Annotated in this window: 22 protein-coding genes; 5 read left to right on the top strand and 17 right to left on the bottom strand. The window is 71.1% G+C overall.

Annotated elements, in window-relative coordinates; all coding sequences use genetic code 11:
* The first annotated feature begins 107 nt into the window (after positions 1 to 107).
* On the top strand, positions 108 to 662 hold the full coding sequence (locus IPH07_33235; protein MBK6922303.1) for a DUF924 family protein: 555 nt from the start codon (positions 108 to 110) through the stop codon (positions 660 to 662).
* A 22-nt stretch (positions 663 to 684) separates the two neighbouring features.
* Here the strand turns inward: IPH07_33235 and IPH07_33230 are convergent, their stop codons facing one another.
* The 9 genes from IPH07_33230 to IPH07_33190 all read right to left on the bottom strand — a co-directional run bounded on the left by IPH07_33230 (position 685) and on the right by IPH07_33190 (position 9,894).
* Entirely contained in the window at positions 685 to 1,125 is a 441-nt protein-coding gene (locus tag IPH07_33230) for a hypothetical protein (GenBank protein MBK6922302.1), read from the bottom strand.
* Positions 1,126 to 1,220: 95 nt separating this feature from the next.
* Positions 1,221 to 1,994, bottom strand: coding sequence for an FprA family A-type flavoprotein (locus IPH07_33225; GenBank protein ID MBK6922301.1), 774 nt, complete (start codon positions 1,992 to 1,994; stop codon positions 1,221 to 1,223).
* A 29-nt stretch (positions 1,995 to 2,023) separates the two neighbouring features.
* Positions 2,024 to 2,947 carry a hypothetical protein gene (locus tag IPH07_33220; protein ID MBK6922300.1) on the bottom strand — a complete coding sequence of 308 codons (924 nt, stop codon included), beginning with the start codon at positions 2,945 to 2,947 and terminating at the stop codon, positions 2,024 to 2,026.
* The gene (locus IPH07_33215; GenBank protein MBK6922299.1) at positions 2,944 to 3,588 is read right to left on the bottom strand and encodes an OmpA family protein; all 645 of its coding nucleotides are present in this window, start codon (positions 3,586 to 3,588) and stop codon (positions 2,944 to 2,946) included. The genes IPH07_33220 and IPH07_33215 overlap by 4 nt, the downstream gene beginning before the upstream one ends.
* 27 nt (positions 3,589 to 3,615) lie before the next feature.
* The gene (locus tag IPH07_33210) at positions 3,616 to 3,981 is read right to left on the bottom strand and encodes a roadblock/LC7 domain-containing protein (protein MBK6922298.1); all 366 of its coding nucleotides are present in this window, start codon (positions 3,979 to 3,981) and stop codon (positions 3,616 to 3,618) included.
* Positions 3,982 to 4,008: 27 nt separating this feature from the next.
* Positions 4,009 to 5,022, bottom strand: coding sequence for a response regulator (locus IPH07_33205; protein MBK6922297.1), 1,014 nt, complete (start codon positions 5,020 to 5,022; stop codon positions 4,009 to 4,011).
* A complete protein-coding gene (locus IPH07_33200) occupies positions 5,019 to 6,125 on the bottom strand; it encodes a PAS domain-containing sensor histidine kinase (GenBank protein ID MBK6922296.1) in 1,107 nt (368 codons plus the stop codon). Before IPH07_33200 ends, IPH07_33205 begins: the two co-directional genes overlap by 4 nt.
* Before the next feature lie 169 nt (positions 6,126 to 6,294).
* The gene (locus tag IPH07_33195) at positions 6,295 to 8,766 is read right to left on the bottom strand and encodes a serine/threonine protein kinase (protein ID MBK6922295.1); all 2,472 of its coding nucleotides are present in this window, start codon (positions 8,764 to 8,766) and stop codon (positions 6,295 to 6,297) included.
* A gap of 147 nt (positions 8,767 to 8,913) precedes the next feature.
* On the bottom strand, positions 8,914 to 9,894 hold the full coding sequence (locus IPH07_33190) for a hypothetical protein (GenBank protein ID MBK6922294.1): 981 nt from the start codon (positions 9,892 to 9,894) through the stop codon (positions 8,914 to 8,916).
* Positions 9,895 to 10,109: 215 nt separating this feature from the next.
* Between IPH07_33190 and IPH07_33185 the strand changes: the two genes are divergently transcribed.
* Positions 10,110 to 10,802 (top strand): SRPBCC domain-containing protein, encoded by a 693-nt coding sequence (locus IPH07_33185; protein MBK6922293.1) that lies wholly within the window; start codon positions 10,110 to 10,112, stop codon positions 10,800 to 10,802.
* A gap of 15 nt (positions 10,803 to 10,817) precedes the next feature.
* Here IPH07_33185 and IPH07_33180 read toward each other — a convergent pair whose 3' ends face one another.
* A complete protein-coding gene (locus IPH07_33180) occupies positions 10,818 to 12,224 on the bottom strand; it encodes a proprotein convertase P-domain-containing protein (protein ID MBK6922292.1) in 1,407 nt (468 codons plus the stop codon).
* A gap of 218 nt (positions 12,225 to 12,442) precedes the next feature.
* On the opposite strand from IPH07_33180, the gene IPH07_33175 reads away from it, so the two are divergent.
* Positions 12,443 to 14,917 (top strand): SUMF1/EgtB/PvdO family nonheme iron enzyme, encoded by a 2,475-nt coding sequence (locus IPH07_33175; protein ID MBK6922291.1) that lies wholly within the window; start codon positions 12,443 to 12,445, stop codon positions 14,915 to 14,917.
* A gap of 18 nt (positions 14,918 to 14,935) precedes the next feature.
* Here the strand turns inward: IPH07_33175 and IPH07_33170 are convergent, their stop codons facing one another.
* Together IPH07_33170 and IPH07_33165 are read right to left on the bottom strand one after the other, a co-directional pair.
* Positions 14,936 to 16,690, bottom strand: a complete 1,755-nt coding sequence (locus tag IPH07_33170) for a hypothetical protein (GenBank protein MBK6922290.1) — start codon at positions 16,688 to 16,690, stop codon at positions 14,936 to 14,938.
* Positions 16,691 to 16,752: 62 nt separating this feature from the next.
* Positions 16,753 to 17,307 carry an RNA methyltransferase gene (locus IPH07_33165; protein ID MBK6922289.1) on the bottom strand — a complete coding sequence of 185 codons (555 nt, stop codon included), beginning with the start codon at positions 17,305 to 17,307 and terminating at the stop codon, positions 16,753 to 16,755.
* Positions 17,308 to 17,384: 77 nt separating this feature from the next.
* Between IPH07_33165 and IPH07_33160 the strand changes: the two genes are divergently transcribed.
* On the top strand, positions 17,385 to 19,559 hold the full coding sequence (locus tag IPH07_33160) for a hypothetical protein (protein MBK6922288.1): 2,175 nt from the start codon (positions 17,385 to 17,387) through the stop codon (positions 19,557 to 19,559).
* The gene (locus IPH07_33155; GenBank protein ID MBK6922287.1) at positions 19,556 to 20,554 is read left to right on the top strand and encodes a penicillin-insensitive murein endopeptidase; all 999 of its coding nucleotides are present in this window, start codon (positions 19,556 to 19,558) and stop codon (positions 20,552 to 20,554) included. The genes IPH07_33160 and IPH07_33155 overlap by 4 nt, the downstream gene beginning before the upstream one ends.
* A gap of 22 nt (positions 20,555 to 20,576) precedes the next feature.
* Here the strand turns inward: IPH07_33155 and IPH07_33150 are convergent, their stop codons facing one another.
* The 5 genes from IPH07_33150 to IPH07_33130 all read right to left on the bottom strand — a co-directional run bounded on the left by IPH07_33150 (position 20,577) and on the right by IPH07_33130 (position 25,871).
* A complete protein-coding gene (locus IPH07_33150) occupies positions 20,577 to 21,644 on the bottom strand; it encodes a hypothetical protein (protein ID MBK6922286.1) in 1,068 nt (355 codons plus the stop codon).
* A gap of 65 nt (positions 21,645 to 21,709) precedes the next feature.
* Entirely contained in the window at positions 21,710 to 23,125 is a 1,416-nt protein-coding gene (locus IPH07_33145; protein MBK6922285.1) for a hypothetical protein, read from the bottom strand.
* Entirely contained in the window at positions 23,122 to 23,808 is a 687-nt protein-coding gene (locus IPH07_33140; GenBank protein MBK6922284.1) for a hypothetical protein, read from the bottom strand. Before IPH07_33140 ends, IPH07_33145 begins: the two co-directional genes overlap by 4 nt.
* A complete protein-coding gene (locus IPH07_33135; GenBank protein MBK6922283.1) occupies positions 23,805 to 25,220 on the bottom strand; it encodes a protein kinase in 1,416 nt (471 codons plus the stop codon). The genes IPH07_33140 and IPH07_33135 overlap by 4 nt, the downstream gene beginning before the upstream one ends.
* A 24-nt stretch (positions 25,221 to 25,244) precedes the next feature.
* Entirely contained in the window at positions 25,245 to 25,871 is a 627-nt protein-coding gene (locus tag IPH07_33130) for a sigma-70 family RNA polymerase sigma factor (GenBank protein ID MBK6922282.1), read from the bottom strand.
* Positions 25,872 to 25,874 lie beyond the last annotated feature (3 nt).

Here is a 25,874-nt window from a genome sequence, read left to right as displayed (position 1 = left end):
GTTCCCTGGGATAGACCCGCATCGCTGGGGTTTGATCAGTCGAAGTCGTCCCTGGGCGCAGGCGGGAGTTGCGGGCGCGGGCGGGGGCTGCGACGGTCGTGTTCGCGATGCAGACCCTGCCGAACATTCACGACCCCAACGCCGTGGTGACATTCTGGCGCGAGGCCGGACCGACCCGGTGGTACCGCAAGGACCCGGCGTTCGACGACGACTTCCGCGCGCGCTTCGCCGATGCCCACCGCGCCGCCGCTGCACGAGAGCTCGATGGTTGGCAGGCCGCCGCCGAGTCGACGCTCGCGCTGTTGCTGCTGCTCGATCAGTTCCCCCGCAACTGCTTCCGCGGCACCGCGCACATGTTCGCAACCGATCCACTCGCACGCATGTTCGCGCTCGGAGCAGGTGAGCGTGGCTTCGATCGCGCGACCGCACCCGAGCTCCGCGCGTTCATGCTGCTGCCCTTCATGCACTCCGAGTCGCTCGCCGATCAGGATCGGTGCCTTGCGCTCTGCGAGGAGATGGCACCGGCCACGGTCGAGCACGCGAAGACGCACCGCGACATCATCGTCCGCTTCGGTCGCTTCCCCCACCGCAACGCGGTGCTCGGTCGCGAGACCACGGCGCAGGAGCAGGCGTTCCTCGACGCCGGCGGCTTCGCGGGGTGAACGGATCGCCGACCCGTCTCGGCTATCGCGCGCCTTCGAGGTCTTCGCGACGTTGCAGCAGCAATCGCAGCCGCTCGATGTTGCCGGCGATGGTGCGATCCGACGGGGCGATGGTCTGCGCGTCGAGGTAGGCCGTCAGCGCAGCCCGAAGATCCTTGCGTAGCAGCGCGTCGACGGCGACCTCGACCAGTGCCGACACCGCGCGCACGGGGTCGACCGCCAACCTCGCCTCGACCGCGTCGACGAGCGCCGCGACCTCGACGGTGACGCGCCGATCGTCGCGATTCGATCGCGGCCGAGTGTAGGGCGGTGGCTCGCGCCGGAACATCGACGGCGCGAGGTCATCGAGCGCGCCCTCGAGCATCAGCAGCGGCATCGGCAAGACCGCGCCGTCGCTCCCCGCGAAGGCCGGCGGTGCGGGGAGTGGCGAGTCCGCTTCGAGAACGGCCGTTCGTGGGCTCATCACCGCAACAGCATGGGCCGATCGGCCATCATGCGGTCGCGCAAGCGCTGCGGCAGCGTGCTCGGAGCGCAGGTGCTCGTGCGCGGGGAAGAACGCTACGGCCGCGGTGGCACCGCGAGCTTCGATGCCATCACATCGATGCCGCACTCGAGACCTTCGCACCATCCGATGAAGCGCTCGACCATCTCACGGCCGCGGAAGAGCGCGCCGTGCTGCGGGGCGATGAGCTCGATGTCGAGCGAGCGGACCATGCGTCCCCACGCGCGCATCATCGAATTGCTGCCCATGTAGCGGCGATGGAAGCCGTCCATGTACTGCAGGTGGGCATCGAAGTCCTCGACCTCGCGGTAGGGCTGCCCGAGCGACGCGCCGAGATCGCCCGAGTAGAGGATCTTCGAGGTCGGGTCGTAGACGTGCAGGTTCCCGCACGAGTGCAGGAAGTGGGCGGGCAGCAGCGCGAGCGGGCTGCCGCCGAGGTCGATCCACATGCCCTCGTCGGGGACGGGCAGCAACCGCTTCCCGAGCAGCTGGTCGAGCCCAAAGTGTGGGATGAAGCGCGCCCACAGCACCGATGTGTAGGCGACCGCGTCGGTGGTCGTGAGCCAACCGTTGATCGCCGCCACGATGTCGGGGTCCTGGTGGCTGAGGAGGATCGTCGTGAGGGTCGAGCGGCCGAGCAGGGCGAAGGTCTCGCTCAGCACCTTGGCGTAGACCTTGTGCCCACCGGGATCCAGCAGCATGCCCGCGCTGCCGTGCACGATCAGGTGCTGGTTGGCCTGCACGGCGAGGGTCCCGGTCTCGAAGTCGGGCAGCAGGAAGTTGCGGTGCTCGCCCGCGGAGAAGAGGGTCAACGGCTTGTTGTCGGACATCGTGGCCTCGTTCGTGGCGAGAGGTGGGTTCAGGCGGCCTGACTCTTGGAGAGCACGTCCTCGAGGGCGGCGAGCGCCGGGTCGAGGGCGTTGGTGGACACTTCGGTGCCCTTCGACACGCCCGTGAGCAGGAAGCGCTCGCCGGCGGCGGTGAAGATGCGGTGCAGGATGAGTTGGTTGGCGGTGTCGCGGACCAACACCGCGGTCGGGGTCGGACCACCGGTCTTGGTCACGCGATCGGCGAGCGAGAGGATGAGCGAGGACACGCCCGCCAACACGTCGGCGTTGCGCGCACTCGAGCTGGCGGCAAGCGGCAGCCCGACCTCGTCGCTCAGCAGCACCGCAGCGAAGCCACCGCGGCGCGCGATGCTGTCGAGCAGGATCGGCAGCTGCTCGCGACCGCGCGCGGGTGCGATGAGGTTCTTCAGGCCTTGCGCGCGACGCTCGCTCTCCATCATCGGACCGAGCAAGTCGAGCACGAGCTCACGCAGGCCCTTCTGCTCGCGATCGCGCTCGAGCATCGGCGCGAGCGCGCGGTGGATCTCCTGACGCACGCGCTCGACCTCGTCGGCGGTGCGCTCGCCGGCGCCGAGCTGCATGAGCTGGACGATCTGACGCTGGAGCGCCTGCATCTGGCTCTGGAACTGGCTCTGCATTTGGGCCTGCATTTGGGCCTGGATCTGGGCCTGCCGCTCGTCGCTGGTGGCCTGCTGCTGGCCCATCATGCCTGCGAGCACGCCCTGCACCTGCTCGCGCACGCCGGCGGTCGCTGCCATCGTGGCCTGCTGCTCGGACAACGCGAGCTGTAGCTGCGCGATCTGCTGTGCCTGCCCCTGCGCGTGCGCGGCGAGCCGATGTCGCGCGCCGCGGCCGAGCACGATGCCCAGCAGGTAGCCGGCGGCGCCGGTGGTCACGATACCCGCGAGGGCGAAGAGCAATGCGGTCGTCGTCATGGTGGAGTCTCCTGCGGGCACTCGGGCAGCCCCGGGAAGCGCACGATCACGCGGCGGTCTTCGTCGCTGCCGCGACCCTGGAGCGACGGGCGGTACTCACCATAGGCCTGCACGAGCACGCGCTCGCTCGCGAGCCCGTGCTTCTCGAGCTGCCTCGCGATCACCTGCGCGCGCTCGTGGCTGAGCCGCAGGTTGACCTCGGGCGAGCCCTCGGCGCTGGCGTAGCCCTCGACAGTGACGGTTTGTTCGGGATGTCGTCGTGCGAAGCGGGTCACGGCATCGACGCCGTCATCGGTCGAGCCCGGTGACGCGCCGCCCTGTGCGAACGCGAAGCCGGTCACCGGTGCGCAGGTGCTGGTGGCGCCGACCTGCGCCGACGCGACCGCGGTGCCTTCGCTCGCGGCCGTGGGGCGCGGCTGCTGCGGCGCGACGTCCTCTCGCGGCGCGGCCTCGGACGTCGGCGCCGTCGAAGCCGCGATCTGCGGTGGCGCCAGCGTGTCGGTCGCCGAGGGGGTCGCGCGCGTCAGCTCGAGGCCGACGCCGATCCAACACGTGATCCCCAACGCGAGCGCGAGCGGGACGAACCACACCGGCGTGTGCTCGCCCGGAGGCATGTCGATGGCGATGGTCGAGGCAGACATGGTTGCTTCCGAGGACGAGAGCGCCCGTCAGAGCACGCGGCGGATGTCCTCCACCGCACGGCGCATGTCGAGGAACAGCAGGCCCAGCTTGGCCTCGCGGGTTGCCATCGCCAGCAGCAGCGTGCCCGACCCCGCATCGAGCATGCAGGCATAGCCCTCCTTGCCGCGGATGAGGACCTCCTGGAGGTCGCCACGCGAGAGCTCGGTGGCCGCGCGGGTACCGAGCCCGAGCAGCGTCGCGCTCATGCCGGCGACGCGAGCTTCCTCGACGTGCTGCGGCAGGGCGCTGGCGATCATCAGACCATCTTCGCTGATGAGGGCGCTGGCTTCGACATCGGGGCTGCCCGATTGCAGGCCACGCAGGATCTTGTTGAGGCTGTCGACTCTGGACATGTGCGTGCTTCCTTGTTGCGCTTCGCCTTAGTGCGTGGCGGGGTTCTGACGGGCGATCAGCTGGGTGAGTCGCTCGACATTGGCGTGGACCATTCGGTCGTGCGGACGCAGCGTCTGCGCTCGCCCGTAGGCGCGTAGCGCAGACGCATAGTCCTTGTGGAGAAGTGCCTCGGCGCCGCGCTCGAGCTCGGCGAGAAATGCCTCGTCGTCGCTCGATTTCGCGTCGTCGATGCGTGTGGTGTCGTCGATGCGGGGGATCTCGAGCTCGGTTCGCGCGGCCGCGGTTGTCGGTGCCGCAGGTTCGCCGTCGAACAGCGACCCGAAGTCGAAGGGGTCGTCGGCGCAGACGATCTCCTGCGTGACCGCGCCGCGGCTGTCTTCGTCGTGCTGACGGGCGGCGTCGAGCAACAGCTGTTCCCAGGGCTTGTCGGGCAGGTTGCTGCGCTCGACGCTGGTCTGCTTGAGCGTCGAGCAGCGCACCGTCGCGTGGGACGCAAAGGTCAGTTCCTGCAGCGCTTCGACCCCACGCAGCTGGCCGACGCTGGCCGACCACAGTCGACCATCACGGACGACGATGGCGCCGTGGGTGTCGCCGATGCTGACATCGATGCGGACCGAGTGTCGGCCCATGCACGCCAGCTGGATGTAGTCGCCGGCGCCGAACGGCGCCTCGGTCTCCTGCGCGGCCTGCTCGAGGTGCGTGGTCGCGAGGCGTTGCAGCTCCTGCAACGAGATCGGCTTCTCGCGCACCGTGATGCCCGGGAAGTCGCGCAGCTGCGCGCGGAACTTGGGTAGATGTGCCGAGACGTAGATGATGGGGATCTCGCTGCCGCAGCCGTGGTGGCCCATGAGCTCGATGCCCGAGCCATCGGGAAGATCGAGGTCGGAGACCACGAGGTCGTGGGCGAGTTCTCGCAGTGCCGCCTTCGCGCGGGCGATGGTTCCCACCGCCGTGACCGCGGTGTGGGGCAGCGCGGCGAGTGCCTGCGACATCGACTGTCGCAGCGTCGCGTGGTCCTCGAGCAGCAGGATTCGATTCACGACGGCCTGCCTCGCCCGGCTGCGCGGGGGCGCGAGAAGACGTCCCCGAGGATCACCATGCGGGTGTGTGTGCCCTGCGATGTCGTGCCGAACTCGAGTGTCCCGCCGGCGGCTTCGATGACCTGCTGACACAGGCTCATTTCACCGCGTGGCGAGGCCTCGGCGAGGTCGTGGGCGCCATCGTCCTCGACCTGCACGCGCAGGCCCCGTTCGATCAGCTCGGCCTGCACGCGTACCTGCGCTCCGGCGTCGCAGAGGCGGAAGGCGTGACACACGAGGTTGACGAGTAGGGCGTGGATGACCGACGGCTCGAGCCGCATGGGTGGCAGGCGATCGACGAGCCACGTGAGCCGGACGCCGGCGCGGTCGGCCCGTTCGCCGAGTCGCAGGCGGGCATCCTCGAGCACGCGCGCGGGGTCGTTCGGCGTGGTGGTGCGCAGCGGTCGGCCGAGCGCACCGAAGCCATCCAGCGACATCACGAGGTCGTGGGCTTCGCCGAGCGTGGCGTGGATGGCGGAGTCGATGCCCGCGTCGTCGGCGACCTGGTCGAGCAGCTCGAGGCCCATGGTCACCGCCATCAGCGAGTTCTTCGCGCGGTGCACCATCGCCGGGACTGCGGCGCCGACCGACGCGAGCCGGTGCATGTCCTCGGACTCGAGCGAGGTCGCGGCGCGGACGATCACCGCGTAGGGGCCGTACCCGCCGGTGGGTGAGCTCGAGACCTGCGAGCATGCGTAAGCCAGCTCGATTGCGGCGCCGTCGAGTCCTCGCACGCACACCCGTGCTTCGCCACGTCCGATGCTCGCGACCAGGCGCTCGAGGGGTACGAGTGCGCATGCGATCGGGTGCATCTCGAGCTGCGCGCGATCACGGCGGAGCAGCCTGCATGCGAAGTCGTTGGCCGAACGGATGGTCCCCGCCTCGTCGACCAGCAACAGCGCGACCGGTAGACGATCGAGCAGCCCCTCGCAGACCAGTGCGCAGCCCGGAATGAGGCCGAGCGATCCGGGACGCGTGGTGCCGGCGTGCGGCGGATCATCCTGGGTGCCCGCGTCGCGGACGATCCGCAACTTGTTCGGCACACGATCGGAGGCGACAACCACGACAGTTAGAGGTATGCCGGGCTCTCGGGCGAAACGCTCGGAGCTCCTGTCGGCAAACTCTGCCGAGACGGACCGCTACGGGCCGCTCGATTCGGGGTCTCGCATGTGCAGCGTGCATGCAGTACGGACGAGGACGCCGATCGCCCACATCGCGGCGGGGTAGGGTCGATCAGCCCGCGTCGAGGCTCGTCAGCAGCGCGCGCGCTCGGTCCATGCGATCACGCACCGCGGGATCGCGGGTTCGCTGCAGGTGCAGCGCCCAGCCGCCGATCGCCGCTGCGAGCCGAGCCCGCGCCTGGTCGCGTCGGCCCAGCGCGAGCTGGGCCCGTGCGGCAAGCCACGCGACGTCGGCGATGTCGGCGTAGTCGCGCGATCCGACCTCGACGAGCGCTGCGGCTGCGGAGTCAAGATCTGCGAGCGCGAGCTCGGCATCGCCGCGCAGCCACGCGAGCCACCCCGCGAGCTGGTTGCGCGTGATTGCACGGAATGCCGGCGATGCCCCGTCGTCGCTCGCGTCGAGCGCAGCGCGGGCGAGCTCCAGCTCGCGGATCGCATCGGTGACGTCGCCGCGCACTTCGTACAGCTCGGCGAGGCGGGTGTGGCACAGCTGGCGCGGCCACGCAGCGCCGGGCATGCGCGCGTCGAACTGCGGGCACAGGGCCTCGAAGCGTCGGCGTGCGAGGTCGCGCGCGCCGGTCTGCCGCGCGCGGACGTCTTCGATGTCGAGCAGCATGAGGTGGTGCTCGCCGAGCGCCTGGCGTAGCAACGTGGCAGCGCGGTCGAGGATGGTCTCTCTCTCGTCGTCATCCTCGGTGAGCAGCGCGAGATTGACGAGGTTGCCGGCAACGTCGACCGGGTTGGCGTGCTCGACGTCGGCGAGCGCCGCCGCGGCCGCGAAGTCCCGCCGCGCGCCCTCGCGCTGTCCGAGCAGGCTGCGCAAGACACCGCTGTTGTTGGCCAGCAGCGCCGCGAGCTCGGGTGGATCGCCGGCACGGTGGACCATCGCGCGGGCGATGGCAGCATCGGCGAGCACGCGCTCGACGTCGGGTGCGTCGATGCCGTCGACGAACAGCTTGCGCGCGAGCGCCTCGGCCACCAACGCGTCGAGCTGCGCGATCAGGCCTTGCGACGCGGCGACCTCGAGCTGCGATGCGGCCGCGGGCCAGTCGCTGCGGTCCATCGCCAGCACGGCGGTGACGAGCGCCACCTCGGCGACGAGGCCAGGGTCCGCCAGGCCTTGCGCCTCGCGCTCGATCGCGGCCAGCTCCATGGTCGCCCCGTCGACGGCGCCACCGTCGTGGCGGACCTTCGCGCGTGCGAGCCGGTCGCGCAGAGCGTCGATCGTGCGAGCAGCGTCCGGATCGGTGCGCGTGCCCACGGACAGCTCGACGGCGGTGGGATCGTGGCAGCGCGAAGGGTCGGGCAGGCGCAACGCAGCGGTGACGGCATGCTCGAGGCCGGCGTCGGGCGCGGCGGCGAGCTCGAGGAGGGTCGAGAGCGCATCGCGGCGCCGCTCCATGCAGGCGCTCGCGCGATCGAACATCGCCGACGACATCGCACCGTCGCGATGGGCCGTGCAGGCCTCGAGGTGGGCCGTACGCCACCGCTGGGCGTAGCCGTCGAGGTGGCTCGCGAGCCGTTCGCCGGCCTCGCGCGCGTCTGCGGTTGCGGCGAGGCCTCTGCGCGCGTCCGCGTTCCAGATCGACGCGATCGCCTCGGCACCATCCGAGCAGGGCGCGGTCGCAACGCTGCGTGTCGCGGCCCAGGTGCCCGCTGCAACCAGGCCCGCGCCTGCGATCGCGGTGAGCCAGCGACGACGGCGGCGGGCCGGGTCGCGCGCGAGCGCGTCGAGTAGCGCGAGCATGTCGGGGAAGCGCGCGCGGGGCTCGAGCTGGAGTCCGCGGCGCACGATGTGATGCAACCAGCGAAGCGACGCGGGCACGCGATCGGGCTCCCGGTAGCGACCCGCGATGACTGCCGCTGCGACGTCGTCGGTGCGCCCGCCACCGAAGGGGGCCTGACCGAACAACGCGTCGTGGAGTGCGACACAGAAGGCGAACTGATCGGCGGCGGGGCCGATCTCGGCGCCCAGGTGTTGCTCGGGCGCCATGAAGAGCGGCGTGCCCATGACCGCGCCGGTGGCGGTCAGCGTGCTCGCGCGTGGCGCTGACGCGAGCGACAGCGCGGTCGTCGGCGCGCCGTGGCGATCGAAGTTCGCGAGCCCGAAGTCGGCCACGCGGGTGCGACCGTCGTCGCCGACCAGCACGTTGTCGGGCTTGAAGTCGCGGTGGATGATGCCGGCCGCATGGGCCGCCGCGAGGCCGCGACCGGCCTCGATGAAGCGTTGCAGCACATCGGCCACCGGCGGCTTGGTCGCGAGCCACTGGCGCAGCGTGCGACCGACCACCAGCTCCATCACCAGGAACACGTGCGTGCCGATCTCGCCGGCGTCGTGGATCTGCACGACGTTCGGATGGGACAGTCGCGCGAGCAGCTGTGCCTCCCGTAGCAGCCGTCGACTCGCGCGCAGGCCCCCACGCAGCGGGTGCAGCAGCTTGAGCGCGACCGGACGATCGAGCTCGGGATCGCGGGCCTCGTAGACCACACCCATGCCGCCCTCACCGAGCGGGCGCACGATCACGTAGCGATCGACGGCGATCGGTTCGGACGTAGCGACAGGCTCGCGGCGCTCGCCGTCGGTCGTGGGGGCGGCGTGCCCACGCGACGGCGTGGCGTCGCTCGGTGTGGGGCCTACGCGCGTCACCTCGACACCATGACCGACGGTAGGTCAGGGGTTGAGCGAGATCCAGTCGTTGCCGTCGAGGTCGAGCGTGCCGTTGCACCGCGGCAGGGCGGGGCACTCCTTCTCGACCTCGCTTCGCTTCACGAGCCGCGGTGTCGCCAGGCACGACGCGCCCGCGTCGGTCCACTTCGCCTCGAGTCGGCTGGGGTCTGCGATGCTCGACACGAAGGTATCGAGCGCGTCGTGCCAGTCGAGCGGCTGCCCGATGGCGGTGAACGAGTGTCCCTTCCCGCAGTAGTCCGCCGTCAGCATCTTGAGCGCCGCCTGGCGCTGTGAGGGCGTCGCGCCGGCGTCGTCGTTGGGGCCATAGCCGAGCATGCGCAGCTTCGCGATGGCGTGGCCGTGGCAGGCCAGCGTGACCATGTCGGGTAGGCCCGGCTCGACCGACTTCGTCTCGAAGTCGTAGCGCTCGCCCGAGATCAGCACGATCGAGGGGTGGTCGGGGTTCACACCCGGGCAGACGTTGTCGTCGCCGTCGGGGCTCGCAGGGTCGCGGTACAAGAGCGTGTAGCTCGGCACCGTCGCGCCGGTCGCCCAGTCCAACACACCGGTGGCGACTGCGATCTCGACCTCGAAGCGCTCGCCGGTGCCCGATGCGAACACCAGCGACCAGCCCTCCAGCTGCGCGCCGCCGTAGGTCACGCCGCCGGAGACCGCGAAGAAGGCCTCGTCGTCGATCTTGACCGTCGCAGCCTGGCCGCCCGGGTCGACGATGCCGACCAGCTGCAGGCCCTCGGCGGGCGCAGCCGCCGTCGGCAGTGTGAACGTGTCGAGCGCGAACTTGCCGAGCATCGGCGAGTTCTTGTAGCCGCAGGTCCGGCACGTCGCACCGCCGCCCGAGCGGGGGTGGTCCTGCGCGAGGCCGTCGTCGTCCGGGGAGTCCGCGTCGCATGCCGACGCCATCGCGATCGCGGCCGCCATCATCCAATTCGCGCGACGCGCTCCAAGCCAACCCCAACTGTGCATGTCCATCATCTGCGCCCCCTTCGTCCCGTGCATGTGAAGGTCGCAGCGAAGAGCAAGCGTCGCGCCATCGGGGGGTGTGGCCGATCGACCAACGTCGCGGTCCCTCGCGTCGTCGCGGGTGCGCGACGTCCCCTGGGACATCGGCTGCGATCCCCCTGGGACGTCCCCTGGGACGTTTGACAACCGCGGCGTGCAGGCGCCACGGTAGGGCGGCCATGGCCACAGAGCGCGCGTACGTCACCGCCGTCCTGCCCGCGAGCGTCGATGCGATCCGCGAGGCGTGGCTCGATCCCGCACGGCACGCGGCGATGACGGGTGGCAGCGCGCGGGTGCGGGACGACGGTGTGTTCGAGGCCTGGGGCGGCTACATCGAGGCGCGCACCCTCGAGCACGGTGGCGGGCGCATCGTGCAGAACTGGCGCACGCGGGACTTCCCCGCCGACGCACCGGACTCGCGACTCGAGCTCGAGCTCGAGTCCGATCCCGACGGCACGCGCGTCACGATCACGCACTTGGACATCCCGGCAGGCCAGGCCGCCCGCTACGCCCAGGGCTGGTACGAGCACTACCTGACGCCGATGGAGCTCTACTTCGGCGGCTTCGGTGAGCTCCCGGCGAAGCCCGCGACGAAGGCGAAGCCTGCGACGAAGGCAGCGAAGGCGAAGCCTGCGAAGAAGGTGACGAAGGCGAAGCCTGCGAAGAAGGCAGCGAAGGCGAAGCCTGCGAAGAAGGCAGCGAAGGCGAAGCCTGCGAAGAAGGTGACGAAGGCGAAGCCTGCGAAGAAGGCAGCGAAGGCGAAGCCTGCGAAGAAGGCCGCGAAGGCGAAGCCTGCGAAGAAGGCAGCGAAGGCGAAGCCTGCGAAGAAGGCCGCAGCGCGAACGTCTGCGGCGAGGTCACGCCCGCGCTAGCGGGCGCGTCGCGAGCTACTGGATCGCGATCGTCCAGCCGCGCAGGGTGCCTTCGTCGGCGCGGGCGGTGTCGGCGACCTCGAGTGTCCATGCGCCGGCGCGATCGATGCCGTCGAGCTCGGTCTCGAGGACGAAGGTCTGCACCAGATCCTTCTGTCCGCCGCCCTGCTTGTTCGAGAGCACCACGCGACGCTCGCCCTTGCGCAGCGCGACCACGAGGTCGCCACGGAAGCCGTGGCTGATGTCGACGCCCACGGAGACGCGCTCGACGACACCCATCGAGCCGACCTCGATGGTGTCGCTGATGCCGGTGGTGTCGTTGTCGGGGATCGCGATGCTGCGCGTAGAGGCAAACTGCTCGGCCTCACCGGGCTCGGGCGCGTCGGGAGTCACCACCGGCACGTCGCTCACTCGCGCGTTGCCGTACTCCTCGACGTAGTCCATCGAGAGGAAGCCGTAGCCGGCACCATGGGGGTTGTCGATGCCGAAGCCCGCGGTGCCCCAGCTGTTCTTGATGATGTAGAAGCCCTTCTCGACCACCGGGTTGCCGTCGTCGTCGCGCACGAGTTCGCCGTGCTCGTCGCGACGCGGCACCTCCAACTCGCTGTCCCAGCCGACGATGAGCACGGCATGGCCGGCCCGCTGCAGGTGGCTCGCGGTGACGTCGGCGTCGTTCGGGAACAGCACGATGCCGCGGTCCCAGTTGTCCGAGTTGACCGGTAGCGTGGACTTGCGGTGGTTCCAGCTCTGGTAGAAGAAGTCGAGGCCGATCGCGACCGCGGTGCCGTTGACGCGGATGTGGTCCATGATCGCGGCGCGGCGCGTGCTCACGAAGCGGCTCTTGGGCAGGTGGAACTTCTCGGCCTCGCGGGCCTCGGTCGGCGGCTCACCGTTGGTGTAGCAGCGCGTCGGCAGGTTCTCGCCGCCGGCCGCACACGCGGCGTCGTTGGTGCCGTCCCATTGGGCGATCTCGTACGGCCACGCCGACTCCTCCGGGATGCCGAAGCGGGTGATCGCATCGAGGTTGAAGGTGTTGTTGGAGCCGCTGGTGTTCTTGAACGCGCCGAGCTCGAACTTGGTCGACCACTGCAGGTACTGCTCGCTGAAGTCGGGCTCGTCGACGCCAGCCTTGATGTAGAGGTGCTCCATCAGCGCGGTGGTCGCGAAGATCGAGCACACCCCGCGTCGACCCTGGCTCTTCACCGGCGACTGCAGCTCGACCAGCTCGTCGTGGTGCAGCGGCGCAGGACCGTCGGCCTTGAGCTCGAAGGGGAGGTCCTTGCCGATCGGTGCACCCTCGAAGAGCGCGTCGTAGCTCGACAGCGGCGCGTCGGCATCGATCGCCGCGTCGTCGTCGGCGGCGTCGCACGCGGTGAAGAGGGCGAGTGCGAGCGGCAGGCGGAGCAGTCGGCGGAGCATCATCGTCGTGGATCCTCGGGTGGGACTTCCACCTGCCCCCGAGCACATTGTGTGCCGAAGCCAAGCCCTTGAAATCATGCCCCCGAGCCCCCGGCGAATCCCCGGGCCGGGTGGCAAGAGTGGTGGCCGGAGGCTGGGGTGCCGGATGGCGGGGGGTGGCTCGCGCGTCACCGGCCGAGCCCGCCCAAGGAGCGACCACGTTGCTGATATCAACGTCCGCAGTGTCCGACGTCCGCGTCATCGCCTCGGTGATCGTGCTCGCGCTCGCATGTGGCGAGCCGCGGCCGGGCGAACCCAGTGCCAATCCCACAGCGGGGGCCGCCGAGCCTGTCGGCCACGGTGGCGCCCAGGATGTCGCGGGCCCGCCGGCGATCGTGCTGCGCGGCGGAGCGATCTGGTTCGACGGCCGCGAGCTCGCGGCGCAGCGTCCCGTCGAGGCGCCCGGCGTCCTCTCCGATGGTCTCCAGCCCACCTACGAGATCGACGCGGTGCGGGCGGCGATCGGCGACGCCGAGGTGACGCGCATCGAGCTCGATGCGACCAGCCGCATCGGTGCGTTGCGGGGCGTGTTGGCGTCGGTGGCGACACATCGCGTGGGCGAGATCGCGGCAGGTGAGCAGGTCGTCGCGCTGCCGCTGTCGTTCGCGCCGCGGGGCGACGCCCTGCGTCTGCAGGTGCGCGCCGACGGCGTCGAGCTCTTCGATGGTGGGAGCTCGCTGGCGACGGCGAAGGCGGCCACGCCCGAGCTCTTCGCCGCCGCGCCCGATCGCCAGCGGCCGCTCGCGGTCGAGATCGACGATGCGCGCGAGGCCGCCGAGCTGGTTCCGCTGCTCGATGCTGCGCGCGTGGCGGGCTTCCGGCGCGCGCTCCTGCCGTCGGATCACGCACCGTGCGTGCCGGCGCCCGCGGACATGTCGTGCGTTCCCGGTGGCTTCGCGATCGTCGGCAGCGACGACGGCCCGCCCGAGGAGCGGCCACGACGCGAGATCGAGATCTCGACATTCTACGTCGATCGCCACGAGATCACCATCGCGCAGTACGATCGCTGTCACGCCGAGGGCGCGTGTCCGAAGCGCCGCAACGGCCAGCAGCGCATCATGGCGCCGTTCGTCGCCGGCGATCAGCCGATGGTGCCGCTCGACTGGGATCGCGCGCTGCGCTTCTGCGCGTGGGCGGGCAAGCGCCTGCCGAGCGAGTGGGAGTGGGAGAAGGCTGCGCGTGGACCCGACGGCGAGCGCTTCCCGTGGGGTGACGCCGAGCCGACGTGCGAGCGGGCGCAGTACCGCGAGTGCGCGCCCATGCACTGCACGCCGTTTCCCGGCAAGGAGCATCGCTGGGACTGCAGCGAGCACGCGACCAAGCCGGTCGGTACCCTGCCGGCCGCGCGCTACGGTCTGTTCGAGATGGCCGGCAACGGCTACGAGTGGACGGCGACCGCCGGCGAAGAGGACCTCACCCACTGCGGCAGCAGCTGCAACGGACGCGACCCGCTCGGGCCGTGCGACGGCGCCGTGCCGTGCGGTCGCACGCGCGTGCTCAAGGGTGGCTCGTGGTACTGGCCCGCCGGACGCATCCACGGCGCGCATCGGCGCGTCGAGTTCATGCAGAGCGGCAACCATCGTCTGAGCGCGCGTTGTGTCGCGGACGATGGCGTGCTGACGCGCTTCCCCAGCGCCGCGATCGAATTTCCACGGGCGGTGGTGCCCGAGCCCGAGCCGCCCGAGGCCGACGCGTTGGCGAAGTTCACCGCGATCACGCAGGATCCCATCGAGACCAAGGCGATCTGCTCCGAGGATGTGCGCGTCGGCTGGGGCGCTGCGCAGTCCCGCGGGGGTCGCAGCGAGCTGCACTGTCGCGATCCGTTCCCCTACCTCGAGTCGAACGAGCCACGCGCACACCTGTGGCGGCGCTACCTCGCCAACATCGGTGGCGCCTACATCGGCGTCGGCAGCGATCAGAACTACAGCTTCATCGCAGTCGCGCGCTCGCAGTGGGCGTGGGTCATGGACTACGATCCACGTGTCACCGATCACCACCAGCGCCTGAAGGTGTTCGTGCTCGCCGCCGCGACACCCGAGGAGTTCGTCGCGCTGTGGTCGCCCTCGCAGAGCAGGCGTGCCGCGGCGCTCATCGAGACTGCGTTCGCAGGCTCACCCGAGCTGGCCAAGCTGCGCCGTGGCTACCACGCCACCCGCGAGCGGTTGCACGAGTACTACCGCGAGCAGGCGACCCCCGATCCGAAGGCGCCGGGCTACGGCTGGCTCGCCAACCCCGAGCACTACGCCTACGTGCGGCTGCTGTTCCAGCAGGGGCGCATCATGCCGATCAAGGGCGACCTGCTGGGCGACGACTCGCTGCGCACCGTGGGGCTCGCCGCGAAGGCGTTGGGCGTGCCGGTGCGGGTCTTCTACACCTCGAACGCGCCGAGCTCGTGGGGCGGTCAGATCACCGAGGGCTACCGTCGCAACGTCGCCGGCTTGCCCTTCGATCAGCGCTCGATCGTGCTGCAGACCATGTCGCGCGGGGCGTTCAAGCAGACTGGTCACTGGCACCACAACGTCGAGGGCGGGCGGCAGATGCAGGATCGCCTGCAGCGCGCCGGCTACCAACAGGTCGTCCAGCTGCTGCACGAGCGCATCCCGACCGACCACGGTGACGTCACCGTGATCGGTCTGCCCAGTGGCCGCCCCGACTGATTGCGAGGGGCCGAGCGACTACCACGAGACGACGACGAAGCCGTCGCCGGTGATGGCACCGTCGACCGTGACGCCGCCGTCGACACCGTCGATGTACGACGCGCCGCCGCCACCACCACCGCCGGCCCACGAGCCGCCACCGCCACCGGGGCCGCCGGCTCCGCCACCGCCGCCGTAGAAGCCGCCACCGCCACCGCCACCGCCAGCGCCGGTGAAGCCGCCGCAGCCCTGCACGCCGGACCCGCCGTTGCCACCGAGGCCGAGATCGCCGTCGGCACCGCTGCCACCGGAGGTCGAGCAATTGCCGGCACTGATGCCGCCGAGTCCACCGGTGGCCTGCGCACCGCCACCGCCACCGTGCACCTCGCCCGCGCAGCCGAAGCCCGAGCTACCGCTGCCGCCGTCGGGGTGACCACCTTCGCCGCCGTTGCCCGGCGTTGCGTCGATGCACGAGCCCTCCGCATCGCCGGCCGCACCACCGCCGCCACCGGCCACGATCACGCGATCGGCCAGTGTGTTGTCGCCGTAGCGGACATCGGTCGCGCCGCCGCCGTTGCCACTGGCGTTGGTGTTGCCGGTGCCGGCCGCACCGCCGCCGTTGTAGCCGTCGCGGCCGCCGACGAACACGTAGAGCACCTCGCCGCTCGCGACCGAGAGATCGCCGGCGGCGTAGCCACCGAGACCGGCGGTGCCGGGGTCGGCACCCGTGGCGTCGGCCCCCTGCGCGCCGTAGGCCTCGATGAACACCGAGCCGTCGGCGCACGGCGGCACCACGAACTGTTGCTCGCCACCGGTGAAGTCGAGGCGGGCCGAGTTGCCGACGCAGATCGTCAAGCCGGTGTCGGCCGCCGCGTTGCCGCACGCGTCGGCGAAGCCGGAGATGGTGAGGTCGTGTAGATCGACGAGGCCGCTGACCGAGACCGAGAAGCTGCTCGCCGTGGTCGGGAGCGCCGGCTCGACGCTGTCGATCGTAGCGCCGTTGGCGAGCGCGAGGTCGGCATCCTCGAGCGCGACCGGCTCGTCGAAGTCGAGCTGGATCACCGACGCGGTGGTGTCGGGGTCCAGCTGCACGAACGCGGCGCTGGTGAGCGTCGGTGGCGTCTGATCGAGGGTGCAGGCGCCGATGAGGTCGAGCGTCTCGTCCTGTGCGAGCGCGTTGCCGCAGCTGTCCGCGATCGCGGCGGCGTTCACCGACAGGGTGTAGCTGGTGCCGGGATCGAGGCCGTCGATGGTGAGATCGAAGTCGGTGCCCTGGGCGGGCAAGCTCGGCGCGCTGATGGTCGCACCGCCGGAGATCGACACCGCACCGACCGCGAGCGCGACCGGCTCGTCGAAGCTGAGGGTGTACTGCACGCTGGTGGTGCCGGCCTCGACCACGATCGCATCGAGCGCGCTGGTGACCGCCGGCGCGATCATGTCGCTGTCGCACGGGTTGGCCGCGGTGGTCTCGCTGGAGGCCGCGCCGCCGGAGCTGGAGCCGTCCGAGCTGCCGCCGCTGCTGGAGTCGCTCGCGGACGCGTCGGTGCTGCTGCTGTCGCTGCCCGCGGAGGGGTCGACGGTGGTCTCGCCGGTGCTGCCGGGATCGGTCGACGTGCTGTCGCCCGTGAGGCTCGCGGTGCCCGGTCCGCCCGAGCTCGATCCGCCCGAGCTCTCACCGGCGCTGGAGTCGGCCTGCGTGGTGCCACCGTCGGCGGTGGTGGTGCCGTCCCCGCAGGCGGCGAGTCCGAGTACGGCGGTGAGGAGTGCGAGTCGATCGCGCGAAGTCGAGGTCATCGGCGACCCTCATACGGTCGCGGCCGCGGCGGCGCAGCCACCTGCACCAGATCGGGCCGGCCTCACGACGCCGCGGGGGCGAGCAGGCGATCGACCAGGATCGCCATCGCACTGCGGACCGAGAGGTGGTTGAAGCCGGTGCCGGCGTCGATCGGTTGCAGTCGCAGGTCGGCGCCCTCGAGCACGCGCGGCGCGAGGCCCCAGGCCTTGCCCATCAGCAGCAGCATCGGCTCGCCGGCCTGCAGGCGCACCCGCGCGTGCGCGAACGAGATCGCGTCACCGCCGATCCGAGCGCTGGTCGCCAGCGTGGTGGGGGCGCGACCGTGCTCGCGGGTGAGCTCGGCGATCGCAGCCGCGAGATCCGGCGCCCAGCGGGTGCGGGCGAACTCGCCACGGGCGTCGTCGCGCTCGGACGCCGCGCTGCCATGTCGGATCAAGCGCTCGACCAGGGCCTGCTGCGCCGGCAGGTGGTTGACGACGAACAGCCGGTATACGCCGTAGGTGAGCGCGAGCCGGGAGCCGTCCATGACGTCGAAGTGATCGACGGTCGACGTGATCTCTTCGCCGAGTCGATTGCACACCGGGTGGTGCAGCAGCGCGATGCTGAGGTGCGGCATGCGTGGGGGCGGCTCGCGCGGCGGCAGGATAGCAAAGAGCTTGCGCACGTCTGTGCGCGCGCGCCATGATCGAGGTCGTGTCGACGCGCGCATGCCTGTTCGCGCTCGCGCTCGCGCTCGCGCCGTCGCCCTCGCGTGGGGCCCCGGCCGCGGCGCCCGCGGTGACGGGCTTCCCCCAGCACGACCCCGCACGGGAGCACACCCTGCTGGGCAGCGTGCGCGCCAGCGACACGCCGGTGGTCGGCAAGGCCAAGAGCAACGGCGAGTTCACCGATGACGGCGGTCGCCTGATGCCGGTGTTTGCGACGCCGCCGGCCGAGCAGCTGTGGTTCCCCGACGACCCCGCCGCGCACCTCGGTGACGGGCTCGTGCGGGCGCGCGTCGAGAACGTCGGCAAGCTCGATCTGAGCGTGCTGGTGCGCCAGCGCTACGTCGGCGATCCACCGGGCACGCCGTCGGGCTACGGCGCCAGTGTCGAGGGCGATCGCTTGCGGCTGCATCGATGGGACCGCGGCATGGCGCTGCCGATGGGCTCCGAGGCCTCGCTGTCGACCACCAAGCTCGCGCTCGCCAAGCGCAAGCGCCTCGAGCTGGTGGTGCTGATGATCGGCCCGCAGCTGGTCGCCAGCGTCTACGACGGCGACACGCTCGAGCACATCGCGACCACCACCGCGCACGACACCACCTACGCGTTCGGCTGTGTCGGCGTGCGGGTTGGGCCACGACACACCAGCACCGCCGCCGTGACGCTGCTGACGACGATGGATGCCAGCAAGCACGCGTCGCGGGAGCACATGCCTGCGCGCGGCCGTCGCTACGGCGTGCAGCCGCCCTCCGACGTGACACCGTTCGGCAACACGCGCTACGCGTGGATCGACGCTGCCGAGGTGCGGCGCCTGCCGGCACCGCTGCGCGCGAGCATCACCTCGACCCTCGAGACCACGGCGGGGCGTCGCGCCATCCTCTTCCTCGACACCGTCGGCTACGAACGCCTACGTCGCTCGCAGGTCGAGGTGCTCGCGATCGACAGCAACATCCCGTGGTCGGCCGAGCACCCCGAGTTCCGCGCACGCGCCAGCCGAGCGCCGAGCCGTCGCGGGCGCGGCTTCGTGCTCGACGACAGCTACAAAGATCCCGCGCTGGTCGAGCAGCTGCTGCGCGCCTACCACGAGCGCTACCCCGCGATCACCGAGCTGGTCGAGATCGGCCGTACCCACCAGCGGCGCCCGATCTGGGCGCTGCGCATCTCCGACACCGCCGACGACGCCGACGAGCCGGCGGTGCTGCTCGACGGTGCTCACCACGGCAGCGAGCTGCTCAGCATCGAGTACGTGCTCGACGCCATCGATCAGCTCCTCGCCGGCTACGGGCACGACGCCCGTGTGACGACGTGGGTCGACGGTCTGCAGATCTGGTGCGTGCCGCTGGTCAACGTCGACGGCACCTTCATGTTCGTGCACGAGTCGCGCTTCGCGATCCGCAAGAACGCCTTCGACGGCGATCGCGATGGGTTCGCGGATCCATTCGAGGGCGTCGATCTCAACCGCAACTATCCCTTCGGTTGGGGCGAGCTCGGCAGCTCCGAGGCGCCCATGCACAAGTGGTATCGCGGGCCCGCGCCGGGCTCCGAGCCCGAGACCCTCGCGATGATGGGGCTGGCCGAGCGCGAACGCTTCGCGGCGGTGTTGTCGTTCCACACCTACGGCACCGACGTCTACAGCTCGTACGTCGTACCGAGCAAGCGCGACCACCAGCCCGACGTCGCGCGGGCGATCGGCAAGGCGCTCGCGGCTGCGACGCCGGTACAGCCCAACGACCGCGCGTACGCGGTGCGCGAGGGGCCGTATCCGGTCGCCGGCAGCGATCAGGACTGGTATCTGCACGCGTTCGGGACCATGGCGTACGTCGTCGAGGGCTCCCACCACAACCCGCCGCTGGACGTGCGCACCGCCGCGGTCGAGGCGACGCGGCCGCTGTGGCAGACGCTGCTGGATCGCGTACGGGGGCCGTGGATCGGCGGCCACGTCCGTGACACCGGCGGCAAGGCGGTGGACGCCGAAGTCCGCCTCGCGGAGCACCACACCTTCGAGGGTGAGCGATGGACCACGCGGGCGCGTGACGGCCGCTTCGATCGCGCGGTCGACAAGCCCGGCACCTACACGTTGCAGGTGCTGGTGCCCGATCGCGCGCCGATCGAGCGGGTCGTGAAGGTCGGCAACCGACGCGTCGACGTCGACATCGTGGTGCCGTGAACGCGCGCGCGTGGTTGCCGTGGTTGTTGGCGGGCGCGTGCAGTCGCACGGGCGAGCCTGCGCCAGCCGGCACCACCGACGCGTCGCCGACGGCGGCGGGCGATGCCATCGAGGTCGACGCGCCGCCGACGTCGGCGGTGACCTCGACCGCCGCGCCGAGCGTCGAGCTCGAGCTCGAGCCGTTGCCGATGACTGCACTGCCGCTGACACTGCTGGCCACGCAGGTGCCGGCCGACGCCAGCCTCGCCCGCGCGACGATCCGCGACGGCGACGCCGGCACCATCGCGCACTACCGTGTCGGCGATGCGATCCGCAAAGACGTGCTGATCGTGGCGATTGATCAGGGGCACGTCGAGTTGGTCCACGACGAGCTGCGCGAGCGCCTCGAGGTCGGTGCGACCCCGGCCAAGCTCGATCCCCGCGACGTGTTCTACGCCGACTTCGTCGAGGACGGCGAGCCCAGTGACATGCGCGACGCCGTGCAGCTCGGCGAAGGTCCGGGCTGGATGATCAAGACTCCGGCGTTCGCCTGGGGCACGCGTCGCACCGTGCACCGCCTGCGCGAGTCGTTGCGCGCGTACGTGCGCGTGGCCGAGGGCGGGCCCGACGTCCACGTCGGCGACCTGAGCAAGGCCGGCGGTGGGCCGTTCCCGCCGCATCTCTCGCACCGTACGGGTCGCGACGTCGACGTCGGCTATGTGTTGAGCGGGCGGGACGCCGACGTCGCCCGCTTCGTCCGGGCCTCGGCCGCCAACCTCGATCGCGCGCGGACGTGGAAGCTGGTGAAGGCGATGATCGACACCCGCGCGGTCGCGTGGATCTTCATGGACTACCGCGTGCAGGAGCTGCTGTACGAGCACGCGCTGCACGGCGGCACCCCCCGCGAGACGCTGGAGTCGTTGTTCCAGTACCCCCATGGCGATCGCGCCATGCACGGCATCATCCGTGACTGGCGCGGCCACGACGATCACTTCCACGTGCGATGGGCGGAGTGAAGCCGGGGCTCGCGCTAAGGTACTAGTGGGTCTGCGCCTGCGCATCGACGAACAGCTCGACGCGCTCGTCGTCGGGCAGCCGCCGCAGCGTGAGGATCTCGTGGGCCGCGCAGGCGCCCGCGACGATCGGCGAGCTGGTGGTGAGGATCCACTGCACGGCCGGCAGCGCCAGGCGCAGCGCGCCGGCGATGCGCTCCTGCACGTGTGCGTCCTGGTAGAGATCGATGTCGTCGACCGCGATCACGGCCTCGGACACGCGGGGATCGGTGCCGGGATACGCGGCCCACAGCGTGCGTACCGACAGCGCCGCGATCGCGACCAGGTGGCGGCCGCGGGTCGGTAGCCCGTCGAACGGCACGCGGCGGTTGCCCGCGCTCTCGAATACCGGCTCGAGTGAGATCGGATCGACGCCGACGTACGAGAAGCCCGCCAGCTGCACGATGCTGTCGACGACCTCGCGCATGGCGGCACCGAACAGTCGCATGTCGAGCGGCGAGCGCTCGCGCTGGGCGTTGCGTTCGCGCTGCACGGTGGGCGTGAGCGCCGAAGCGACCGCGGCGTAGACCAGGGCGGTCTTGGTGTCGCGCGTGAGGTCGGCGCGTTGGGCATCGTCGAGGTTCACGGTCGAGCGCACGTCGTAGTGCGCGACGGTGCGGGTCGGGGCGTGGATCGCCACCGGCTGCCGCGAGAACCACCGGATGGTGGGGAACGTGAGGAACACGAAGCCGCCATCCTTCGCGCGACGCTCGAACAGCGCCTGCTCGCGTCGTCGCATCGCGGCCAGCTCGTCCTCGCCCGCGCGCGGCTGCACCGGCGTCGCGATCACCAGCGGGTGGGGACGCTCGGGGTCGTCATGGCCCAGCTGCCACTCGCAGGTCGCGATCGGCACGGTGCCCTGGGAGCCGCCGAACAGCACCGTGGCGTTGCCGGGGCGGGTCGCGCCGAGCACCGCGAGCAGCACCGTCTTGCCCACGCCGCCGGCGCCGTGCACGACGGTGAGCGGGCGCGCGCGACCGTCCTCGTCGGCGAACGGCAGCTCGATCGTACCGAACGGAGGCACCTGCTCGAGCTGCGCGCGAAGGAGATACATCGTGCGCGCACGAGCATAGCAGGGGTCCCGCGACTGGCCCGCCCTGGCCGCGAGCACCGGCGCGATCATGGCGCCAGGCGTGCGATCCAGGCGTCCTGGGCGGACGCGTCGGTGGTGATCTCGCCGACCACCACGATGCCGTCATCGGGCAGCACGGTGACGTCGCGCGCGGCGTCGAGGGCATCGGCCGCTGCAGGCCACGTCTTCGACCACAGCTCGCTGCCGTCGGGATCGAGCTTCATCGCCCAGCGGCGGCGGACGTCGTCGGCCACGAAACCGACCGCGATCACCGCGCCGGTGCCGTCGATCGCGAGCGACTCGACCTCGTCGCCGATCGCGACGGGCGGGGTCGCGCGCCAGCTCCACAGCGGTGCGCCGGAGGTATCGAACGCGCCGATCCATCGATCCGCCTGGCCCGCGGTGTTCTCGAATCCACCGACGACGACCGTGTCCCCGATCGCCGCGAGCCCCTGCGGCCGCGCGCCCGCGCCGTCGCCGAGCACATTGTCGCCGAGCATGCTGCCGTCACTCGTCGTGACGATGCCCTGACCGGCCTGCACGCCCGCCAACAACAGCGTGCCGTCACCCGTGAGCGCGCTGGCCGACCAGCGATCGTCGACGGGCTCGGTGGTGAGGGTGACGTTGCCGCCGTCGGCGTCCCAGTGGGCGAAGGTGTACATCCACGAGCCGCCGCCGTAGTCGCCGTCGTCGCCAGCGGCGATCCAGGTGCCGACGCCCGCGATGCCGAGCGTGCGACACACCACGTGGTCGATGGTCACGCTGCTCTTGGGCGCGTCATCGGTGAGCTGCACGTCGAACTGTCCCAGCCACGCGCGCAGGCCCCCGGTCGAGCTGTTGCCGCGGCCGCAGGTCCAGATGGTGCCGTCGGGGCCCTGCTGCAGCGCCATCAGATCGTCGTCGCCGCCCTCGACGTCGTGGACGCGCTGGGCCACCAGCTCACCGTCCGGTGTGACCCGCACGAGCAGCGCGTCGGCGGTCGCCGAGCCGTACACCCCGGCCGCGAAGATGTCGCCGCCGGCGCTGGTGATCACGCTCGACAGGCGATCGTTGCCGTGGACGTCGCCGTCGAAGGTCAGACTCCACAGCTCGGTACCCCCGGGGATCGGACAGCCGTCGACGCAGCCGGTGTCCGTCGCGCTGGTGCTCGAGCCACCGGCGTCGTCGCTGACCGCGGTGGTCGCGACGCTCGGATCGGCGGTCGTCGTGGTGTCGGTGACCACTGCGGTGGTGCCATCGGCCTCCACGCAGACATGGCTCAGCACGCCCGCGTATCCGCCGTAGCGGCGCCCGCTGTCGCACGCGTCGTCGGGGTAGCTGCACACGCCGAGCGGCTCACATGCGCCACCGGCCGCCGAGTTGCATTCGACGTCGTCGTGGCAGGCATACGCGCTGCGATCGATGCACGAGCTCGAGAGCGACAGCACCGCGAGTGCCAGGGTGCGTGGGGTCGCGCGCCTCATCGCTGCACCTGCAGGCGCGGACGTGCTGCCGCCTGTTGCGTTCGGCGTGCGCGCGCGGCAAGCACGGCGAAGCGTACGATGCCGGCCGTCAGCAGCGCTGCGCCGACACCGAGCGTCGCGATGCCGGCCCGCGACATCGCGGGCGCCGAATCGATCGCACGAGCGTAGTCGACCTCGTTGCCGGCGGCGTCGGCCCGCTGCGCGCGGGCATGGGCGGCGCCGAGCAGGCCGCCACCGGCCGCCGCGATCGCGAGCCCCGACCACGTCAGCCCGTGCCCCCAACCATCGCGGGCGACCGGCGCGGGCACGGCCACCGGCGGGGGTGGTACGTCGAGCGTGGCCGCGACCGGTGGCGGTGGTGCGGGCTCGGGCTCGCCGCCGCACTCGCGGATGTTGGCCCGCGCATCGCGGCGCTCGAGCGCGCTGACGTCGAGCTCGACGTAGCGGCGGTAGACCACGACCGCCTCGTCGCAGTGGCCACCGAAGCGCAGCGACTGCGCCCACGCCCACAGGAACACCGCGTGGGGCTGCTCGTCGCTGGCGAGCTCGAACTCCCTGGCGGCCTCGTCCCACTGCTCCGCGGCGTACGCCTGCGTGCCGCGCACGAAGTGTTCGTTGTCACGCCACGCGTCGTCGTCGGGCGCGAGCAGACGAGCCGCGAGCCACCAGGCCGCGGGGCTCATCGTGCCGACCGTGGAAGCATGGCGTCGCGTGGATCGAGCTTCGACTCGGGACGCGACGGCTGCGAGGTCGTCACTGGCTTCGCCCGTGACGTCCGACGGTTGCGCGGCGGCGTGCGTGCGGTCGGTGCGGCCACGCGGGGCGCCTGCGAGGTCGGCTCGGGCGCGGTGATCATGACCGGCACCGGCACCGCCGCGGTCTGCGGAGCGATGCTCGCAGGGGCGGTGTCTTCGCTCGCTGCGGGTGCGATCGTTGGTGGTGGTTCGACCGGTTCCCGCGCGAACGACCAGCCTGCGAGGCCCAGCCCCAGCGCAGCGGCCAACGCGACGCCACCCAAGACCCACCGCGATCGCGTCGGCGTGACGGTGGCGCGACGCAGCGTCGAGAGCTCGAGGGTCGCGTCGTCCTCGGGCATCGACGGCGGCTCGTCGGTGTGATGCAGCGTGAGGTCGGGCAGGGCCGGTGCGCCGTAGCGTCGCGCCAGCTCGCGCGCGAGCGCCTCGCGCGACACATCGAGGCCGGCGGTGGCGGCGAACGCCTCGAGCTCGCGCGCGAGGACATCGGCGCCCGGATGGCGCGCGTCGACCTCGTGGGCGAGCGACCGGCGAACGATCGCGGCCAGCCCCGCGGGGTAGTCGGGGCGGACCTGCTCGGGCGGCACGAAGCGTCCGTCGATGACCGCGTTGAGTACTGCGAGCGGCTCGCCGACGAACGCACGTCGACCGGTGGTGGCCTCGTAGAGCACCACGCCGAGCGAGAACACGTCGCTGCGCCGATCGATCGCCTCCTGCAGGCATTGCTCGGGCGACATGTAGCCGAGCTTGCCCTTGAGCGAGGCGGTCTGGGTTGCTTGGGTCTGCTCGACGACCCGCGCGACGCCGAAGTCGGCGAGCTTCACGACGCCGGTGTACGAGACCAGCACGTTGCTGGGCGAGACGTCGCGGTGCACGATGTCGAGCGGCCGACCGGCGGCGTCGTGGAGCCCGTGCGCATGCGCGAGTGCATCGGCGACATCGATGACGATGCGCAGCACGCAACCCAGCGGCAGCGGCTCGTTGCGCGCGTCGACCAGCACCTGCCGCAGGTCGCGACCGTGGACGTACTCGAGCGCGAGGTAGTGCTCGCCCTGGGCCTCACCGATGTCGAGCACGCCGACGATGCCGGGGTGATCGAGCTTGGCGGCGATGCGGGCCTCACGACCGAACAGCTCGACGAACGCGGGGTCGTCGAGCAGGTGCGTGTGCATGAGCTTGAGCGCGACCGGCTTGACGAAGCCCTGGGGTCCGTCGAGTCGCGCCAGGTAGACCTCGGCCATGCCACCGCTGCCGAGGCGGCGCACCACGACATGTCGACCCAGGCGCGTGCCCGGACTCAGGCCGCGCACGGTGAGGGTGCGATGGGCGGGCAGCGACACGCGGTGAACGGGCAGTATAGGCCGCTAGCTCGCATCGGGATACCCGCGCAGCAGCGGCCCCAGCGACGACACCCACGTGTCCAGCTCCGACAGCAGCGATGCGCGGGTATGTGGCGCGGCGCGGATCGTCGTCAGCTGCTCGCGCAGGGCCTCGCGCGCACGCGACAGCCGCGTCGTCACCGTGCTGGTCGGCACCCCCAGGGCCTCGGCGATCTCGCGGCTGCGCATGCCTTCGACGTAGTGCATCGCGATCAGCATCTGGGTCTCGTCGGGCAGTCGTTCGAGTGCGCGCAACAACAACATGTGCTCGGCCCGTTGCGCGATCACGCCGCTGGGCGAGAGGATGCTCTGCGGCTGGCCCGCGCCGAGCTCCGCGGCATCCTCGGCGCGCCGTGATTGCTCGAGGTGCTTGAGCAACAGGTGCCGCGCGATCCCGAACAGGAACCCTCGCACGCTCGAGCCGACCACGCGCTCGCGGCCCTCGGTGCAGGCCAGGAACGTGTGCTGGGTGAGGTCCTCGGCCACGGTCGGCACCCGCAGACGAAAGAAGCCCAGCACGCGACCGTAGTAGGAGCGCATCAGCTCGTCGCCGGCGGCGCGATCGCCTGCACGCCAGGCGTGCAGCAGCGCGACCTCGTCGTCATCGTCCACGCG

It is taken from the genome of Deltaproteobacteria bacterium (genome assembly GCA_016709225.1).
GTDB lineage: Bacteria > Myxococcota_A > Polyangia > Nannocystales > Nannocystaceae > Xiheibacterium > Xiheibacterium phototrophicum.
This window is presented reverse-complemented; position numbering and strand designations above follow the sequence as displayed.

What these genes read in the sequence shown, in the direction of transcription:
- IPH07_33215 (MBK6922299.1), bottom strand. Translation starts at nt 3,588, where the DNA reads ATGTCTGCCTCGACCATCGCCATCGACATGCCTCCGGGCGAGCACACG.
- IPH07_33230 (MBK6922302.1), bottom strand. Translation starts at nt 1,125, where the DNA reads ATGAGCCCACGAACGGCCGTTCTCGAAGCGGACTCGCCACTCCCCGCA.
- IPH07_33185 (MBK6922293.1), top strand. Translation starts at nt 10,110, where the DNA reads ATGGCCACAGAGCGCGCGTACGTCACCGCCGTCCTGCCCGCGAGCGTC.
- IPH07_33225 (MBK6922301.1), bottom strand. Translation starts at nt 1,994, where the DNA reads ATGTCCGACAACAAGCCGTTGACCCTCTTCTCCGCGGGCGAGCACCGC.
- IPH07_33190 (MBK6922294.1), bottom strand. Translation starts at nt 9,894, where the DNA reads ATGCACAGTTGGGGTTGGCTTGGAGCGCGTCGCGCGAATTGGATGATG.
- IPH07_33150 (MBK6922286.1), bottom strand. Translation starts at nt 21,644, where the DNA reads ATGTATCTCCTTCGCGCGCAGCTCGAGCAGGTGCCTCCGTTCGGTACG.
- IPH07_33145 (MBK6922285.1), bottom strand. Translation starts at nt 23,125, where the DNA reads ATGAGGCGCGCGACCCCACGCACCCTGGCACTCGCGGTGCTGTCGCTC.
- IPH07_33165 (MBK6922289.1), bottom strand. Translation starts at nt 17,307, where the DNA reads ATGCCGCACCTCAGCATCGCGCTGCTGCACCACCCGGTGTGCAATCGA.
- IPH07_33235 (MBK6922303.1), top strand. Translation starts at nt 108, where the DNA reads ATGCAGACCCTGCCGAACATTCACGACCCCAACGCCGTGGTGACATTC.
- IPH07_33170 (MBK6922290.1), bottom strand. Translation starts at nt 16,690, where the DNA reads ATGACCTCGACTTCGCGCGATCGACTCGCACTCCTCACCGCCGTACTC.
- IPH07_33180 (MBK6922292.1), bottom strand. Translation starts at nt 12,224, where the DNA reads ATGATGCTCCGCCGACTGCTCCGCCTGCCGCTCGCACTCGCCCTCTTC.
- IPH07_33220 (MBK6922300.1), bottom strand. Translation starts at nt 2,947, where the DNA reads ATGACGACGACCGCATTGCTCTTCGCCCTCGCGGGTATCGTGACCACC.
- IPH07_33210 (MBK6922298.1), bottom strand. Translation starts at nt 3,981, where the DNA reads ATGTCCAGAGTCGACAGCCTCAACAAGATCCTGCGTGGCCTGCAATCG.
- IPH07_33140 (MBK6922284.1), bottom strand. Translation starts at nt 23,808, where the DNA reads ATGAGCCCCGCGGCCTGGTGGCTCGCGGCTCGTCTGCTCGCGCCCGAC.